Annotated in this window: 14 protein-coding genes; 8 read left to right on the top strand and 6 right to left on the bottom strand. The window is 40.7% G+C overall.

The window, feature by feature from the left end; all coding sequences use genetic code 11:
• The first annotated feature begins 249 nt into the window (after window positions 1–249).
• The 4 genes from QSJ37_RS16295 to rlmD all read left to right on the top strand — a co-directional run bounded on the left by QSJ37_RS16295 (window position 250) and on the right by rlmD (window position 5048).
• Complete coding sequence (locus QSJ37_RS16295; RefSeq protein WP_285756407.1) at window positions 250–1797, top strand: fumarate hydratase; 1548 nt, start codon at window positions 250–252, stop codon at window positions 1795–1797.
• A 117-nt stretch (window positions 1798–1914) separates the two neighbouring features.
• Complete coding sequence (pdaA, locus tag QSJ37_RS16290; RefSeq protein WP_285756252.1) at window positions 1915–2718, top strand: delta-lactam-biosynthetic de-N-acetylase; 804 nt, start codon at window positions 1915–1917, stop codon at window positions 2716–2718.
• A 67-nt stretch (window positions 2719–2785) separates the two neighbouring features.
• The gene (locus QSJ37_RS16285) at window positions 2786–3652 is read left to right on the top strand and encodes a DNA-3-methyladenine glycosylase family protein (RefSeq protein ID WP_285756251.1); all 867 of its coding nucleotides are present in this window, start codon (window positions 2786–2788) and stop codon (window positions 3650–3652) included.
• A 13-nt stretch (window positions 3653–3665) separates the two neighbouring features.
• Window positions 3666–5048, top strand: coding sequence for a 23S rRNA (uracil(1939)-C(5))-methyltransferase RlmD (gene rlmD, locus QSJ37_RS16280; RefSeq protein WP_285756250.1), 1383 nt, complete (start codon window positions 3666–3668; stop codon window positions 5046–5048).
• Window positions 5049–5073: 25 nt separating this feature from the next.
• Here rlmD and QSJ37_RS16275 read toward each other — a convergent pair whose 3' ends face one another.
• The 6 genes from QSJ37_RS16275 to QSJ37_RS16250 form a co-directional block, all read right to left on the bottom strand.
• Window positions 5074–6552: a recombinase family protein gene (locus tag QSJ37_RS16275; protein WP_285756249.1), complete on the bottom strand. Its 1479-nt coding sequence runs from the start codon at window positions 6550–6552 to the stop codon at window positions 5074–5076.
• Window positions 6549–6719, bottom strand: coding sequence for a hypothetical protein (locus QSJ37_RS16270; protein ID WP_202614120.1), 171 nt, complete (start codon window positions 6717–6719; stop codon window positions 6549–6551). Before QSJ37_RS16270 ends, QSJ37_RS16275 begins: the two co-directional genes overlap by 4 nt.
• A 415-nt stretch (window positions 6720–7134) precedes the next feature.
• A complete protein-coding gene (locus tag QSJ37_RS16265) occupies window positions 7135–8661 on the bottom strand; it encodes a recombinase family protein (RefSeq protein WP_285756246.1) in 1527 nt (508 codons plus the stop codon).
• Window positions 8658–10046, bottom strand: a complete 1389-nt coding sequence (locus QSJ37_RS16260; RefSeq protein ID WP_285756244.1) for a recombinase family protein — start codon at window positions 10044–10046, stop codon at window positions 8658–8660. Before QSJ37_RS16260 ends, QSJ37_RS16265 begins: the two co-directional genes overlap by 4 nt.
• 3 nt (window positions 10047–10049) lie before the next feature.
• Window positions 10050–10238, bottom strand: a complete 189-nt coding sequence (locus QSJ37_RS16255; protein WP_285756242.1) for a hypothetical protein — start codon at window positions 10236–10238, stop codon at window positions 10050–10052.
• A 60-nt stretch (window positions 10239–10298) separates the two neighbouring features.
• Entirely contained in the window at window positions 10299–10445 is a 147-nt protein-coding gene (locus tag QSJ37_RS16250; RefSeq protein WP_160299137.1) for a hypothetical protein, read from the bottom strand.
• Between the two features lie 610 nt (window positions 10446–11055).
• On the opposite strand from QSJ37_RS16250, the gene QSJ37_RS16245 reads away from it, so the two are divergent.
• The 4 genes from QSJ37_RS16245 to QSJ37_RS16230 all read left to right on the top strand — a co-directional run bounded on the left by QSJ37_RS16245 (window position 11056) and on the right by QSJ37_RS16230 (window position 17458).
• Window positions 11056–11247: a hypothetical protein gene (locus QSJ37_RS16245; RefSeq protein ID WP_080729543.1), complete on the top strand. Its 192-nt coding sequence runs from the start codon at window positions 11056–11058 to the stop codon at window positions 11245–11247.
• A 257-nt stretch (window positions 11248–11504) separates the two neighbouring features.
• A complete protein-coding gene (locus tag QSJ37_RS16240) occupies window positions 11505–12959 on the top strand; it encodes a type I restriction-modification system subunit M (protein ID WP_285756239.1) in 1455 nt (484 codons plus the stop codon).
• Window positions 12956–14074 (top strand): restriction endonuclease subunit S, encoded by a 1119-nt coding sequence (locus QSJ37_RS16235; RefSeq protein ID WP_285756237.1) that lies wholly within the window; start codon window positions 12956–12958, stop codon window positions 14072–14074. The genes QSJ37_RS16240 and QSJ37_RS16235 overlap by 4 nt, the downstream gene beginning before the upstream one ends.
• Before the next feature lie 42 nt (window positions 14075–14116).
• Entirely contained in the window at window positions 14117–17458 is a 3342-nt protein-coding gene (locus QSJ37_RS16230; RefSeq protein ID WP_285756236.1) for a DEAD/DEAH box helicase family protein, read from the top strand.
• Window positions 17459–17624: the final 166 nt, after the last annotated feature.

Raw genomic sequence — 17624 nt, 5'->3', positions numbered from 1 at the left:
CTGTTTTTTCTTTTGCGATAATTATATTTGCTATAGTACGTTAATATGTTCAGACAATAGTCAATTCGATTGTCCAATTATGCCGCAAGTTGTTTGGAGATGCAATCAACTTTGGATATGAAAATAAAAATACGATGGCAACTTTTTATTTTTACACGAAAGTAGAAAAAAGGTTATAATAAATAGGACGACAATTCTAAATAGTAATACATTGGAAGAGCAAAGGGGAAGGGGCGTTGAACGTTGAACATGGAAAAATTCCAACAAAGCATGTATGAACTTATCGTGGAAACGTCCACGAAGCTGCCAAAGGATGTGCGTCGAGCGATCGCTCGGGCAAAAGCGAGAGAAAACGCGGGAACACGGGCAGCGATGGCGCTGGCGACAATTGCTGGCAACATTAAAATGGCGGAAGAAAACGTATCACCGATTTGTCAAGATACAGGATTGCCAACGTTCAAAATTAAAGTGCCTGTCGGCGCAAACCAAATGAAAATGAAAGAGGCGATTCATGCCGCAATCGTTCAGGCGACAAAAGATGGAAAGCTTCGTCCGAACTCCGTTGATTCGTTAACAGGAAAAAATAGCGGCGATAATCTTGGCGTTGGTGTTCCTGTTATTAAATTTGAACAATGGGAAAACGATTACATTGATGTTCGCCTTATTTTAAAAGGGGGCGGCTGTGAAAATAAAAACATTCAATACAGTTTGCCGTGTGAATTGGAAGGACTTGGCCGAGCCGGCCGCGACTTAGACGGCATCCGCAAATGTATTTTACATGCGGTATACCAAGCGCAAGGGCAAGGATGCAGCGCCGGATTTATCGGCGTCGGCATCGGCGGCGACCGCGCTTCTGGCTATGAACTGGCGAAAGATCAGCTCTTCCGTTCTGTGGACGATGTTAATCCAAACGAAGATCTTCGCCGCCTAGAAGAATATATTATGGAAAACGCTAATAAACTCGGCATCGGAACGATGGGATTTGGCGGCGAATCGACATTATTAGGCTGTAAAATCGGAGTGATGCACCGCATTCCGGCAAGCTTTTTCGTTTCCGTTGCGTATAACTGCTGGGCGTTCCGCCGTCTCGGCGTGAAAATCGATCCAGAAACAGGCGAAATCACGGAATGGTTATATCAAGAAGGAGAAGACGTCGATTTTGAAAAAGAATTGGAAAAAGCGAAAACAGCCGCAACGGCAGAACTTGGCGAAGTGCGTGAAATCGTCCTTGAGCCGCCGATTACGGAAGAACAAATTCGCCAGCTGAAAGTCGGCGATGTCGTGCGCATTAACGGTATTATTTATACCGGCCGCGACGCGATTCATAAATATTTAATGGATCATGATTCTCCTGTTGATTTAAATGGACAAATTATTTACCATTGCGGACCGGTCATGTTAAAAGATGAAAACGGCAATTGGCAAGTCAAAGCGGCCGGCCCGACAACAAGCATTCGTGAGGAGCCTTATCAAGGCGACATTATGAAAAAATTCGGCGTTCGCGCGGTCATCGGAAAAGGAGGAATGGGCGCGAAAACGCTCCAAGCCCTAAAAGAACACGGCGGCGTTTATTTGAATGCCATTGGCGGTGCCGCACAATACTATGCGGACTGTATTAAATCGGTAGAAGGCGTTGACTTATTAGAGTTTGGCATTCCAGAAGCAATGTGGCATTTGCGCGTTGAAAACTTTACCGCTGTTGTCACGATGGACGCTCACGGCAACAGCTTGCACGAAGATGTGGAAAAATCCTCACTAGAAAAACTTGCACAGTTCAAAGAGCCTGTTTTTAAATAAGGATTGATCACCGTCAGCTCAGTGCTGGCGGTGATTTTTTATGCAAAAAATGGCGCGGTTAAAGCGGCAATGGTGGAAAAAACTAATGGTTAGCAGCACGACAAGGAGGATAGACCGATGAAAAAATGGGCAATATGGCTGTTAGTATGTGTCATCATCTTATCGTTTGTTCCTGCTTCCGCTGAAGCTGTAAGCAATAAAGCGATTCATTGGGGGTTTAAGCGAAGCGAGAACCATAAGCCTCCTTCCGCGGGAAAAGAGTTAGATCAACTGCTTGCCAAATATGATGCATTTTATTTAGGGAATCCAAACAAAAAAGAAATTTATTTAACATTTGATAATGGCTATGAAAACGGTTATACAGTGAAAATTTTAGATGTCTTAAAAGAGAAAAAAGTGCCAGCGACGTTTTTTGTGACGGGCCACTATTTAGATACCGCTCCGGATTTAGTGAAACGAATGGTGAAAGAAGGGCATATTGTCGGCAACCATTCATGGCATCATCCAGATTTAACGCAAGTGAGCAATGAGCAGCTTCGGAAAGAGCTGGAATCCGTTCGTAAAAAAACGGAAGAGTTGACGGGGCAAAAGGGAATGATGTATCTTCGCCCGCCACGCGGCATTTTCAGTGAACGGACGATGGCGGTCGCCCGCGAGCTTGGTTATTGCCATGTGTTTTGGTCGCTTGCGTTTGTTGATTGGCAGACGAACAACCAAAAAGGGTGGAAGTACGCATACGATAACATTATGAAACAAATTCATCCGGGTGCGGTTTTATTGCTTCATACCGTCTCGAAAGACAATGCGGATGCGCTTGCGAAAGCGATTGACGATTTGCGCAAGCAAGGTTACACGTTTAAAAGCCTCGATGATCTGATGGTCGAAAAAATGAATTTGCATCCATGGCTTTTTACCCCTTGAACGTTTGGTTCAAAGGGGTGTTTTTCGTTATAATGTGGATATTAACGATGAAAAAAGGTGATTGGTTATGTGGCAACTGCAAATTGAGGTCGCCCCTCCGTATGATTTTTCCAAAGCGCTCAAGCGGCTTGCCCTCGATCCTCTTATATCGGTGGATATAGCGGAACAGAAGGTGGTTGTGCCGCTTTATGTTCAACAGATCCCAATCGCTGTTACGGTCGAAAGCATTGGGACAAAGGATGAGCCGCGTTTTCTTGTTACGGCGCCATATCCTGAACGAAAAAAGGAAATCATCGAGCGGATTTCCCATCTGTTTCAATGGAATACACCGCTTGCCCCGATTCACGAACATTTTCAGCGGACCGAATTACAACCGCTTTTTACCGAATATCAAGGAATGCCGCTTATTTTAGATTTTGATCTTTATTTTTGTTTAATGAAATGCCTCATTCACCAGCAATTAAATTTAAAAGTTGCTTACCGCCTGACAGAGCGGTTTGTGAAAACGTTTGGAACGCAAATCGATGGCGTTTGGTTCTACCCGCGGCCGGAAGATATTGCTGCTCTTTCCTATGATGAACTGAAGCAGCTGCAGTTAAGCGGACGAAAAGCGGAGTATATCATTGATACATCACGGCTTATTGCCGATGGGAAGCTTTCATTAGAGGAACTTGCACACCAAAACGAGGAAGAAGTGATGGAACAATTGTTATCGATTCGCGGCATCGGTCCATGGACGGTGCAAAATTTTCTTTTATTTGGGCTTGGAAAACCAAATGTGTTTCCGAAGGCAGACATCGGGTTGCAGCGGGCGATCCAGCGGCTGCTCGGTCTTTCACAAAAGCCGTCGATAAAACAAATGGAAGAGCTGAGCAAGCGCTGGGAGCCGTATTTAAGCTATGCGTCCTTATACTTATGGAGAAGCATCGAATAGAGGAGTGGAGAGCATGACGAAGCAGACCATTACCATCAAGAAAGGACAACAGTTTCCTCTGACAATTAAACGGCTTGGCATTAACGGGGAAGGAGTCGGCTATTTTAAAAAGCAAGTGGTGTTTGTGAAAGGAGCGCTTCCGGGAGAAGAAGTGGTCGTGGAAGCGACAAACATCCACCCGAAATACGCGGAGGCGAAAATTAAAAAAATTCGCAAGCGCTCCCCGTACCGTGTCACACCAAGATGCCCTGTCTACGAGCAATGCGGAGGTTGCCAGCTGCAACATCTTGATTACCAAGCGCAACTTCGCGAAAAGCGCGATATCGTTATTCAAGCGTTTGAGCGGCATTGCCGTCTTCCGATTGAAACGCTGGAGATTCGCCCGATGATCGGGATGGACGACCCATGGCATTATCGCAATAAAAGCCAGTTTCAAGTCGGCACAAAAAAAGGAGCGGTCATTGCCGGGTTGTACGGATTGAATTCTCATCGATTAATCGATATTCCCGAATGCGTCATTCAACATCCGGCAACAAACCGCGTTACCAACATCGTGAAAATGATTTTACAAGACTTGCGCATTCCGATTTACAATGAACGGGCACAAACAGGGCTTGTCCGCACGATCGTCGCAAGAGTCGGTTTCCATACGGGGGATGTGCAGCTCGTGCTTATTACTACAAAAAAAGAAATTCCGCGCAAAGAGCTGCTCATCGACGAGATAAAGCGCCGTCTTCCTGAAGTAAAGTCGATCGTGCAAAATATTAATGGACAAAAAACGTCGCTTATTTTCGGGGAAGAATCGTTCCTTTTAGAAGGAGAAGAATACATTCAAGAAGTGTTAGGGGATTTATCGTTTGAACTGTCGGCGCGCGCGTTCTTTCAGCTGAATCCGGTGCAAACGGTGAAACTGTACGACGAAGTGAAAAAGGCCGCCGCTTTAACGGGAACGGAAAAAGTCGTTGATGCTTACTGCGGCGTCGGCACGATCGGGCTTTGGCTTGCCAAAGACGCCGGCGAAATCCGTGGGATGGATACGATCCCGGAAGCAATTGAAGATGCGAAGAAAAACGCGAAAAAACACGGATTTACAAACGCGATGTACGTCACTGGCAAAGCGGAGGCATTGCTTCCAAAATGGGTGAAGGAAGGATGGAAGCCTGATGTCATCGTCGTCGACCCTCCGCGTACCGGATGTGATCAACAATTATTACAAACGATTCTCCGTGTAAAACCAAAAACCGTTGTTTACGTTTCGTGCAATCCATCCAGCCTTGCACGCGATGTTGATGTGCTGTCCGAACGTTACACGGTCGACTACATCCAGCCGGTCGATATGTTTCCGCATACCGCTCACGTTGAGTGTGTCTCGCAGATCGTTTTGAGAGAAAATTAAGCAGGAAACGCTTTTGTTTCCTGCTTTATTCAATTTTTGGAGCGGAGAATCGATAAAAAATTTTTGGAGTTCCATCGGCTTTAATTTCAATACGATCAATGAGACGATGCAGAATTTCCGGTGTTAATTCATCAAAGTTTAAAAATTGGGCCAATTCCTGTTTCAACTTTTGGATGTTCTCGACAACTTTATGGCTTGATAACAAAGATTCAAGTTCTTTTTTTGAAACGACAAGCTCATTGATTTCTTTGCTATTTGCCTCAATCATATCTTGATAATCCTCTTGGGTGATTTTTCCATCGGCTAGTAGCTCAATATATTTGCGTTTCCGTGCTTTTAAAGCGTCAATTTGCTTATTTATTTTATCCAGTTTCTTTTGAACGGAAAGTTGAGATTGTTTTGCCTTTTCTTCGAGTTGTTTTAAATAATATTCCTTATCAATTTGCTGCATGAGAGACTGGATGTCATGAATGATGGTTTGTTTAAGCACTTCCTCTTTGATAACATGGCTGCTGCAAGCTTTTTTGCCGAATCTGGCATATCCACCGCACACATAACCTTTACGATTTGAGCGATACCACATGCCTTTGCCGCAATCAGCGCAATAGGCAATATTCGTAAATAGGTGCCGTTTTGGAGCAGGGATTGTTTTTGAACGTAATTTCATCTGATGTTGTACAGCTTCAAATACGTCTCTTGGAATAATCGGCTCATGAGCGTTTGGAATAATAATTAGCTCCTCATCAGACGCCTTTTTTCGTTTGGTGCTTGTAACACTCACAGTCGTTGTACGCCCTTGAACCAAATCGCCTGTATAGTGCGGGTTGGTTAAAATGAGTTTGATGGTGGAATCGTTCCATTTGTCGCCCGCATTCTTTTTTCCAGCCACTTCAGCTGGTGTTGGTATCCCTTCGTTATAGAGTCTTCTTGCTATTGAATCGCGTCCATAGCCTGCCAGATATTCATTAAAAATTCTGCGAACAATGTTTGGGGTTTCATCATCTCGAATGTGCAATTTTCCATCTTTGATTGTATATCCGTAAGGGGGCGTACTTCCTTTAAAAAGCCCTTTTTTAGCACGGGTCTTGAGAGTTTCTTTTACTCGTTCACTGGTGCGTTGAGCTTCTTGTTCATACATCCAAGCATAAAGACCGAACATGTGTGTATTTCCTTGTAAGGTGTTAATAGCTCCATCTAGCGTAATGATGTGAACCCCGTGATTTTCACAAAGATTTTTGATTTGATAAGATAGTTCTCCGTTTCTCGCTAAACGCGAAAGCTCTTTGGCTAGAATAACATCGATTTTTTTGTTCATTGCATCGTCAATTAATCGCTGCAGATTTTTGCGCTTTGCTGTAGTTCCTGATTCAACATCGATGTAAACTTCATACAAATCCCAGCCTTTATCTGCGATGTAGTTGTAGAACAATTCTTTTTGATACTGTAAAGAAGCTTGTTGTTCTAACTTATCAGAAGAAACTCGTACATAAACGCCACATCTCATTTCGCATTCAATCCTTCCTTGCTAAATTGAGATGTAGCAGTGTTCACCTTTTTAGCATTATTGACAATTTCGTCAATTTTATTATTAATAATGGATTTAATAAGTTCAGAAAAGGTTACTTTAGGGTCACTGTAAACGCGTTCTATAGAATTTAATGGTTTCTTCATGATAGTTGGCTCCTTTCATTTAAAAGTAAGTCTAAAAATAAAAACCGCAGAGTACCCAGCCACATCCACATACATTAAGTGGCTTAGTAACCTCTGCGGTTTTCGCTTTTTGTCGGGTTACGGAGTCAGTATTTAATTTTTTGTTTGGAGATCTTTTTAAGGATTAATTTTGAATACATTATATCTTTGTTTTTTTATATTTTAAGGGTTTTTCTAAAAAAATTGGTGGTTTCATTTTTCGGTTTTTTACCCATCGAGCAAATTCATTATTCGGTTAATTGCCTGTCTAGGTATACCTAGACGGGCAGCTAACCGAGCTGTCCATATCAAAAAGCCTTGTGTATCAAGGCTTTTTGACGTGGTACCATGGAATGAGAATCAGAAGATAAAATTATTTTTCGGTTAGTCATTTAATTTAAACGTGTGATTTTTCGGTAAGTTGTTTAATTTCTTTTTCTAGCTCTACAAAGGGAGATAAACGGAAATCGATATCTACTCGTTTGCTTGCAAAATGTATGTCGACACGGTTAATAAACATTAGTGATAGTGTCCGTTTCTCAATATCACTGAACTGGTCGAAAGAGGTTAAATATTCAAAGCGTTGAAATACCTTGTCAATCTCATCGTTATTCAACAGTAAATCAATTTGTTCCATAGCGGAATGTAGTTGTGCAAGTTTTTTCTGCATTGTTTCTTTTGCAGAAGAAATATGTTTTAAAAACGCGCGTTTCTCATTGTTCCCCTCAATCATTCGCTCGTTGTATAATAGCAGCTCATTCTGTTTTTTTGACGACTCTTCTTCTCTGCGCAAGGCTTTTTTCCAGCGAAGAAGCAGTTGTTGAGCATGGCTTCTCATCTTGTATAACTGTTGGGTCCATTGAGTAGAGAAACGTGTAAATACAATTTCGTGAACAGCGTTCATGTCGATTCTTTGTCTACAGTTCGGACAAACATATTTCATATATTTTTTAGTTGATTGGCTAGGTGTATCAACCTTAGTTTTTAAGGAAACCTTACAATTTTTACAATAAGCAATCCCCCGTAAATAAAATGGCGTATCAAATTGTTTCGTTTGTTTTTTGAGTTCCCTCATTTCATTGACGAGATGCCAAAGATGGGGCGGCACAATAGGTTCATATACATTTTCAATGAAAGTGATTTCTTCTTTTGGTTTACGGGAACTGGAATGAGCGCTTTTTCGGACGTTCCAAGTTAAATGGCCAACATAGATATAACGATGTAAGATTGCATCGATTGTATTTTCATGCCATCCATTTCCCGATGGCGAAGGAACATTGCATTCGTTTAGAAGGTTTGCGATTTTTTCATTGCTATACCCCCAAGAAGATAGATAAAAAATGAGCAAAACAATAGGGGCATTTTCGTCGGGAATCAATGTTTTGTAACCGGTTTGTTCGTCAACAGTGACTTTTTTATAACCAAACGGTGTTCGGCTGCCCGGACGGATTTTTTTGGCTAGCAAACTATTTTGGGTATCTTTAGTCCGTTTGGATTTAATGATGGATTCCTGTCCAGCAAATAACAATTTCATTTCCGTAATCGTATTATGTGCGTCCCATTCGCCAGAAACTGTGGTGCAAAAGAACTTACAATTTGGTTTGAGAGACTTAATGGGGTTGTAAATTTGTGTTACAAAACTGTTGAATGTACGATCTATTCGGCTTTCTTCATAGAAGAACACAGCATCAGCTTCGTTATTGATAATATACATAAAAAGCTCCCGCATGCCCGGTCGATCCGTAGCGGTTTTTCGATAGGCGCTGACTGCGTCATCAATACACCAGTGAATAATTTCGTAACCTTCCGCTTTTGCCTTTATTTCAATCTCGCGCTTTTGAATCTCAATTGAATGGTTATCCAGTTGCTTATGACTGGAGCGGCGAATATAACCGACTCCTTTATTTAATTTGGGTATTGTCATGTTAAAACCTCCGATTTGAAAAATTCGTGGAAAAATAACTCACAAATTATATAATCATGGTGGACAATTAAGTTTTTAATCATCATTTTTGCTAGTAAGCGGCGCTCATGATCTTCTAGATTTTCCCGCAGCATTACTTGAATGAGCCGCACCAATTCATTGATCTCCCGTAAGCATTCATTTATTTTTTGTTCTTTTTGCACGATATTGTTCAATTTCGACTCTAATGCACGTATTTCTTCTAAAAGTTTTTGGGCTTCATTGCAAGGTTTGGATAGGTTGTATGTGGTGCATAGTTTGTATTCAATATGTCGAATGGCTTGTAAACAAGCTGTTTTATCTTGATCATTGGCTTTTTTTAATGAAGTGAGAAACGAAAGGCATTTCTTTTCCAATTCGTTTGTATTCAGGTTGTTTAATGCTTCTGTTACAATTTCATCAGTCACTTTGTTAAGTTGTTGAATTGAAATATCGACCAATTCATGGTTTCTGTTGCATAAAAAGTATCCTTCAGTTCCCACTGTGTTCATTTTCAATGACATTTCGCTGTTACAGATGAAGCATATAGGTCGAATGAATACATTGTCTTGCGTTTTCGCTTTAAGTTCATAATATTGCTTTTCTAATTGTTCCAATTTTTTATTTGCACTCTTGTATTCATCGAGTGTGATAATTGCAGGAACATGCGGCAAACGATGATATTCGTTCTGAGTCATATAGTAACCGGCGTAGAATGGTTGTTTTAATATCTTTAGCACATCTTCCACTTTTCGTTTCATTAATTTTTTATATTTGGTCAATAAGGACAGAAATTCTTCAAGGGTTTCAACGTTTGCAGCTTCAGAAAATAGCTGTTTAACCAGTTCGCCGCGCTGTTCATTGATTGAATAAGAACGACCATTCTCTGTTTTGGTAACATCGTATCCGAATATGCGATGGGGAGCTTGTTTTCTTGCGTCAGATGTGCGTTTATGAATCAGATGGCCCTCATGTTGGGCAAAAATAGCATATGCTCCTTCTAAAACAATATCTTTATTAAATTGTGGTGAATTAGAAGCTGTAAAAATCACATTTACGTCATGTTTGATTAGTTCTGAGATAATCGTTAAATACTCGTAGAAATCACGAGCTAAGCGATCACGTTGGTAAACAAGCAGTGTGTCCACTTTGTCCTCTCGTACTAAATCAAGCAATTTGACCAGTTGTGGACGTTTGTGGAGAGGAAGCTTGGTTGCTGATATACCGTGATCGCAAAGGATTAGTACCTCATCAGGGTTATATTGCTCTAAATAACGTTTTGCGGCATTGAGCTGCATTTCTTCACTCTGGTTCTCTGAACTAACGCGCATATATAACACTTTTAATTGTGCTGGTGAATCCGGCATGAATTAACTGCCCTCCTTCTCCAAAATTTTTTTGTTTTCCATGCTTCTTGACAACAAGGAAGCCTGTAATAGAACATCTGTGCTTATTTCATTTAAAAGAATCTTTTCGATTAAGCGTTCTAACCATAATCTCGACTCTTTCGGCAATTCCTCGCTAAACGTTACTTTCCCGATTTTTAAATCCGTTTTCATCAGAGATCCTCCCGTCAATTTTTGTTAACAATCATTGACGGGAGCATTCGGTTTTATACACTATTTCATATTTTTTGAGGCGTTATTTTCTTTTAAATGGAATTGCAGTTGTACACTGAGAGTTTTTTCTTTTGCGTGTGGACGTTTCTTAATCATAATCCTTGTCTTATGCCCCGGAACTTTCAATTCAGTAAAAGATGGCTTCATTTATCCTCCACCTCCAGATATAAAACTTTAAAAAATTCTATGATCCTTTGGGAAAATCCATATTTTGTACAGTTTTTCAGGCATTCTTCAAGCCAACTGTAACATTGATTTTCCTCATTCATTGATGCTTTTTACTCCTTTCGCCAATGTAAAGCATTAAAAATAAGAAATCCGCAGAACATGTGCATCAATAAATTGACAGCAACATGCAACCTGCGGATCTCGCTTGTTAGTGGTTAACATGTTATTTAGTTGTTAGGTTCTTTAACGATGTGAAAACCATTTTGTTTTATAATTAAGTTGTCTTCATAGAGAATCATCCTTTCTAAGTGAGTGAAATGCTCAGGGCTTTAATCATTAATCATCCTACTTTTAAGAAATTAATATTCTTATAGGTAAAAAGAACTATTTTTGAAATGCGAAAAAAAGCGCTCTATTTAGAGCGATCTTATTGTTGTGTTATTTGTATTTTGCAGACGTTCTCTTCTTCTTTGGCGTTTTAATCGCTGGTTATGGGTGTTTTCACAGGTACTGCGTTTTCTATTAGGAAGAAATGCCACTTCAAGAGACAAACCGAACCAAATCCAATAAGCGAAGGATGTGAACTAACATGGATGATCATAAAGAATACTGCCCGTATTGTGGCACAGATTTGCAAGGGGATCCGATTCCAAAAGAACTTCAGCATCATTATGGAAATGCCACTCATTTCACCAGAAAAATCGGTATATCCAGCCTCGAGGCAGACCGGGTCATTCGATGGCAATGTCCTGATTGTAAGGGAGAATGGGAGCGGGAGTAGCAGAGAACGAGAGACAAGGATTGGGCTGAATGGGCATGCCGTACATCGAAACAATCCAAAATACTGATGAAAGCCTATCAAGAGGCGGGTTTGGCATGTGATTGGGAGGAAAACAAGGATTGCCCTTCATACAAAGAAATTTTCCATCATCATTATTTTCCTTTTTTTGATAGTTGATTGAATCCAGCGAAATCAAAGTTTCTAACGCCGATAAAACTATGTATAATTAAGTTTGGAAATAATAAGGAGGCAGCTATATGATTACTGGAGAATTAAAGAACAAAGTCGATAAAATATGGGAAACGTTTTGGACAGGCGGAATTACGAACCCGCTGACGGTCATTGAACAATTTACATACCTCTTATTTATTAAAGGACTCGATGAAGCTGAAACCCAAAGAGAACAAGAGGCTGCTTTATTAGGAATTGAGTTTGAACGAATCTTTCCTGAAGATAAACAACACTTGCGTTGGAGCAAGTTTAAAAATCTAGAAGCTTCCCAAATGTATGAAATTGTATCTAAGGAAGTATTTCCTTTTATTAAAAGCTTGCATGGCAATAAAAATTCTGCATATGCCAAATATATGAGCGATGCGATTTTTATGATTCCTACGCCGCAAATGCTTTCAAAAATTGTGGACGGCATTGATAAGCTCCCGCTGAAAGACCGTGATTTACAAGGGGATTTATATGAATATTTGCTATCCAAAATCGCGACAGCAGGGACGAACGGGCAATTCCGCACGCCGCGCCATATTATCAAGATGATGGTAGAGTTAGTCAAACCGACACCGGAAGATATTATTGTCGATCCAGCCGCAGGTTCCGCGGGGTTTTTAGTCGCAGCGGGCGAATATTTGCGCAAACATCGCAGTGACTTATTTTTAGTGCAAAGTTTAAAAGAACATTTTAATAACCATATGTTCTACGGTTTTGATATGGACCGCACGATGTTGCGCATCGGTGCGATGAACATGATGCTCCATGGCATTGAAAATCCGAATATCGAATATCGCGACTCCTTGTCGGAACAAAACAAAGATAAGGACAAATACACCCTTGTCCTTGCCAATCCGCCGTTTAAAGGCTCTTTGGATTACGAAGCCGTTTCTAGTGACCTATTAAAAATTACAAAAACAAAGAAAACAGAGCTTTTATTCTTGGCGTTATTCTTGCGGATTTTAAAAACGGGCGGACGCTGCGCCTGCATCGTTCCGGACGGAGTGTTATTCGGAAGTTCGAAAGCACATAAAGAAATTCGCAAAGAAATCGTGGAAAATCATAAATTAGAAGCGATTATTTCGATGCCAAGCGGTGTCTTTAAACCATACGCCGGCGTTTCAACAGCGGTTATGATTTTTACGAAAACAGGCGTTGGCGGAACGGATCAAGTATGGTTTTATGACATGAAAGCCGATGGCTACTCTTTAGACGACAAGCGCACTCCGATTGAAGAAAACGACATTCCGGACATCATTGCGCGCTTCCATAACCGTGAAGCAGAAAAAGATCGGAAACGGACAGAGCAATCGTTCTTTGTGCCGGTGGAAGAAATTCGTGAAAATGACTATGACCTTTCGATTAACAAATATAAAGAGATTGAGTATGAAGAGGTACAGTATGAAGCGCCGAGTGTGATACTTGAGAGAGTACTGGATTTAGAGAAACAAATTGTAAATGGGTTGAAAGAACTGGAGGATATGTTAAAGTGAGTAACAACTTATATCGATTATCAGATATATGTTCTCCAAAACAATGGAAAACAATTAGTATGAATCAATTGACAGATGAAGGATATCCGGTTTATGGAGCAAATGGGATTATTGGTTACTACTCTGAATATACACATACTGAAGAAACTATCCTAATAACTTGTAGAGGGGCTACATGTGGCGAGATTAATATATGTCAGCCATATTCGTATGTAACTGGAAACGCAATGGCACTTGATTCCCTTGATAAAGAAAAAGTTGATCTAAAATATCTATATTATTATTTAAAATACAGAGGTTTTAAGGATGTTATTTCGGGAAGTGCGCAACCACAGATAACAAGAAATAATATTTCAAAAATAAAAATTTATTTACCGGATAAGAATAGACAAATGCTAATCTCCAGAATACTAGACAAAGCCCAAGAACTCATCGATAAACGAAAAGCCCAAATTGAAGCGTTAGATCAGTTAACGCAAAGTGTGTTTTTGGATATGTTTGGGGATCCAATTACTAACAATAAAGAATGGCCTGTTATTAGTTTTAGTCAGGTAATTAAAGAGATAAGATATGGAACTTCTACTCCGCCAAAATTTGCTGAAGAAGGATATATGTTTGTAAGAGCTACCAATATAAAAAATGGGAAAATAACTAAAGATAATATGCTGTATATTTCTCATGAGGAAGCTGAGTCCATACAGAAATGTAAACTTAATTTAGGAGAGTTAATTTTTGTGAGAAGTGGTGTAAACTCAGGTGATAACGCCGTAGTAACTGAAGAATTTGCAGGTCATTATGGAGGCTATGATATTATTGTCCAAATCGATCAAAATTTAGTAAATCCGCACTATTTAAATTCGTTGTTTAATTCTTCATATCTTGAAGTTGTTATAAAACCTTTGACTAGAAGAGCTGGGCAACCACATCTAAATGCAGATCAGATTAAAGGTTTAAAAATTCCACTTCCGCCAATTCATTTACAACAAGAGTTTACGGTTAATCTAAAAAAAATAGAGAAACAAAAAGAGTTGTTACAAAAGAGCTTGATGGATCTGGAAACTAACTTCAATTCCCTCATGCAACGGGCGTTTAAGGGAGAGTTGTTCAACGATTAGTAATGTAAAAGAAATTCGTGCTGGTCAAGGGAGGGGGATTTTTTGTTATCCAACTTTAGTTTTTTAATAGGAAAACCTCATTATGAGAGTTTTACGAATGCGTGTTTAGAGGCGGAGAAAAGTTTGGTTGTGAGTCCGGCGACGTGCGCGATTTTGACGCGCCGCGCGCTGGAGCTTGCGGTGAAGTGGGTGTACAGTTTTGACAGCGCGTTGAAAGTTCCGTATCAAGATAATCTTTCCAGTTTGATTCATGATAACGTCTTTTTGTCCATTATTGATGAAGACTTGTTGCCGTTGTTGCGTTACATTGTCAAACTGGGAAATGTCGCGGTTCATACGAACTCGATGATTACGAGGGAAGAAGCGATTCTTTCTCTCCACAATCTTCATCAGTTCGTATCTTGGATTGATTATTGTTATTCTGACGAATACACCGCTACGGATTTTGATGAATCATTGCTGCCAATCGGTGAGGAAAAGCGCGAGCGTCCGGAAGAATTAAAAGATTTATACGAACGGTTAAGCTCCAAAGACAAGCGTCTTGAGGAAATGATGAAAGAAAATGAACAGCTCCGCGCTCTTCTCACCGCCAAACGGGAAGCGAATACAAAAGAGTACCACTTCCAAGTCGATGAACTGAGCGAATGGGAAACAAGAAAGAAATATATTGATTTAGATTTGAAGCTTGCTGGTTGGGAATTTAAAAAGGACGTTGTTGTGGAATATCCTGTGGTTGGCATGCCGAATCAGGAAGGAGTCGGCTATGTCGATTACGTCCTTTTTGGAGATAACGGTAAGCCGCTTGCGGTTATCGAAGCGAAACGGACAACCGCTGACCCGAACAAAGGAAAGCAACAAGCCAAACTATATGCCGACTGTATTGAAAAAATGCACGACCAACGTCCGATTATTTTTTACACAAACGGTTTTGAAACGTATATTTGGGACGACCTTAACTATCCGGCGCGGAAGGTTTCCGGCTTTTACAATAAGGAAGAATTAAGCTTGCTTATAGACCGCCGCACGATGAAGCGGCCGTTACGAAATGTAAAAATCAATGACAATATTACAAACCGATATTACCAAAAAGAAGCAGTTTTAGCCGTATGTGACGCGCTCGAGAACAAACGGCGCAAAGCATTGCTTGTCATGGCGACGGGGAGCGGCAAAACCCGGACGGCGATTTCGATTGTCGATGTTCTCACTCGCCACAATTGGGTAAAAAACATCTTATTTTTAGCGGACCGCAAAACGCTTGTAACGCAAGCCAAAAACAGCTTTAGCCATTTGTTGCCGAACTTGACGCTTTGTAATTTGCTCGATAACAAAGACAATCCAGAGGAAAGCCGCATGGTGTTTTCGACGTACCCGACGATGATGAACGCGATTGACGAAGCGAAACGAAAAGACGGCAAACGCCTCTTTACCGTCGGGCATTTTGATTTAATTATCGTCGATGAATCCCACCGCAGTATTTATAAGAAGTACCGAGCAATTTTTGACTATTTTGACGCAATATTGCTTGGGCTTACCGCCACACCAAAGGACGAAATTGATCGCAATACGTATGAAGTGTTTGATTTAGAAAACGGTGTGCCGACCTATGCCTATGAGTTAGATCAAGCGGTTCAAGATGGCTATTTAGTGGATTATCGTACCATTGAAACAAAGCTTAAATTTCTTGAAGAGGGCATTCATTACGATGAGTTATCTGATGAAGAAAAAGAACGATATGAAGAAACATTTGATGATGAAGTAGGCGAGGATATTGACAGTGCCGCGTTAAACGAATGGCTGTTTAATGACGATACGATTGATACGGTACTGAGAGATTTAATGGAAAAAGGAATTCGCGTCGAAGGCGGGGACAAACTCGGCAAAACGATTATTTTTGCGAAAAATCATCGTCATGCGGAACGGATTGTGGAGCGCTTTGATCAATTGTTCCCTGAATACAAGGGCGGCTTTGCAAGGGTCATTGATTACAGCGTGAACTACTACCAAACATTAATCGATGATTTTTCCGACCGTAACAAATTGCCGCAGATTGCTGTATCGGTTGATATGCTCGATACAGGAGTGGATATTCCGGAAGTCGTCAACCTTGTGTTCTTTAAAAAAGTACGCTCCAAATCAAAGTTTTGGCAAATGATCGGGCGCGGAACCCGTTTATGCAAAGACTTGTTCGGAGCCGGGCAAGATAAAACGCATTTCCTTATTTTTGACTATTGCGGCAACTTCGAGTTTTTCCGCGAAAATCCAAAGGGAATCGAAGGAAAAGCGGTGGAAAGCTTAACGGAGCGTTTGTTTAACGCCAAAATTGAAATCATTAAAGAACTGCAGCATTTACAATACCAAGAAGAAGAGTATATTGCCTATCGCAATGAATTGATTGACGACGTGCTGGCGGAAATCAATAAGTTAAACGAAGAAAACTTCCGTGTACGCCAACATATTCAATACGTACACAAGTTTAAAAACCGGACTAAATGGGACTCCTTAACAGCGATAGATGTTAATGAAATCAAAGAACATATTTCGCCGTTGATTGTTCCGCTAAACGATGATGAATTGGCGAAACGTTTTGATTTACTTATGTATATGATTGAGCTGGCGAAGCTGCAAACGAAAAATGCCACAAAGCCGATTCGCAGTGTGATTCGCACCGCAGAGGCGTTGTCGAAACTCGGTTCCATTCCTCAAGTGATGGAACAAAAATACATCATCGAAAAGGTGCAGACGGAAGAATTTTGGAGCGAAGCCGATATTTTCGAATTGGAAGCCGTTCGCGAAGCGTTGCGTGATTTAGTGAAATTCCTTGAAAAAGAAACGCAAAAAATTTACTATACGAACTTTAAAGACCAAGTTTTAGAAGTCAAAGAAAACGGTCCGATGTTTAATGTCAATGATCTGAAAAATTATCGAAAAAAGGTGGAACATTATCTGCACGAACACCGCGACCAGATGGCCATTTACAAGTTGCGAAATAATAAAAAGCTAACAGTCCAAGACTTAAAAACGTTGGAGCATATTCTTTGGAATGAGCTTGGCACACAGGAAGATTATAAAAGAGAATTCGGAGACACGCCGATTACAAAGCTCGTCCGCCAAATCGTCGGCCTTGACCCGCAGGCCGCCAACGAAGCGTTTTCCGAATTTTTATCAAGCGAACGGTTGAACATCCAACAAAGCCGTTTTGTCAAATTGATCGTCGATTACTTTGTGAAAAACGGGGTCATGGACAAGCGGGTGCTGCAGGAAGAACCGTTTAAAACCGTCGGCAGCATTGTTGAACTCTTTAAAGACAACATGGATGACGCGCGGAGGATCATTAGCATTATTGATGAGATTAACAGAAATTCAGAAGATATTGTGGGGGCGTAGCAAAAGCGTTCTTTGTGGTATCTAGTTAGCCGTTGGGGTTGTTGCTAATGCTTCAATATATTCTGTTTTTCTTCGGTGTTAAGGCATCTTTGAGGGTGAAGCATCTCAAAGGTGCCTTATTTCGAATAAATAAAGTATCGAACTCGTGCTTGTCAATAAAAAAACT

It is taken from the genome of Parageobacillus sp. G301, from assembly GCF_030268025.1.
Classification (GTDB): domain Bacteria; phylum Bacillota; class Bacilli; order Bacillales; family Anoxybacillaceae; genus Parageobacillus_B; species Parageobacillus_B toebii.
Note: the sequence above shows the minus strand (reverse complement) of the source record. Positions and strands in the feature narration are given on the sequence as shown.

Bases quoted from the DNA above. Each gene is read 5' to 3' on its own strand.
- rlmD (WP_285756250.1), top strand. From the start codon at position 3,666: ATGACGAAGCAGACCATTACCATCAAGAAAGGACAACAGTTTCCTCTG.
- QSJ37_RS16295 (WP_285756407.1), top strand. From the start codon at position 250: ATGGAAAAATTCCAACAAAGCATGTATGAACTTATCGTGGAAACGTCC.
- QSJ37_RS16265 (WP_285756246.1), bottom strand. From the start codon at position 8,661: ATGACAATACCCAAATTAAATAAAGGAGTCGGTTATATTCGCCGCTCC.
- QSJ37_RS16275 (WP_285756249.1), bottom strand. From the start codon at position 6,552: ATGAGATGTGGCGTTTATGTACGAGTTTCTTCTGATAAGTTAGAACAA.
- QSJ37_RS16260 (WP_285756244.1), bottom strand. From the start codon at position 10,046: ATGCCGGATTCACCAGCACAATTAAAAGTGTTATATATGCGCGTTAGT.
- pdaA (WP_285756252.1), top strand. From the start codon at position 1,915: ATGAAAAAATGGGCAATATGGCTGTTAGTATGTGTCATCATCTTATCG.
- QSJ37_RS16250 (WP_160299137.1), bottom strand. From the start codon at position 10,445: ATGAAGCCATCTTTTACTGAATTGAAAGTTCCGGGGCATAAGACAAGG.
- QSJ37_RS16240 (WP_285756239.1), top strand. From the start codon at position 11,505: ATGATTACTGGAGAATTAAAGAACAAAGTCGATAAAATATGGGAAACG.
- QSJ37_RS16285 (WP_285756251.1), top strand. From the start codon at position 2,786: ATGTGGCAACTGCAAATTGAGGTCGCCCCTCCGTATGATTTTTCCAAA.
- QSJ37_RS16270 (WP_202614120.1), bottom strand. From the start codon at position 6,719: ATGAAGAAACCATTAAATTCTATAGAACGCGTTTACAGTGACCCTAAA.
- QSJ37_RS16245 (WP_080729543.1), top strand. From the start codon at position 11,056: ATGGATGATCATAAAGAATACTGCCCGTATTGTGGCACAGATTTGCAA.
- QSJ37_RS16255 (WP_285756242.1), bottom strand. From the start codon at position 10,238: ATGAAAACGGATTTAAAAATCGGGAAAGTAACGTTTAGCGAGGAATTG.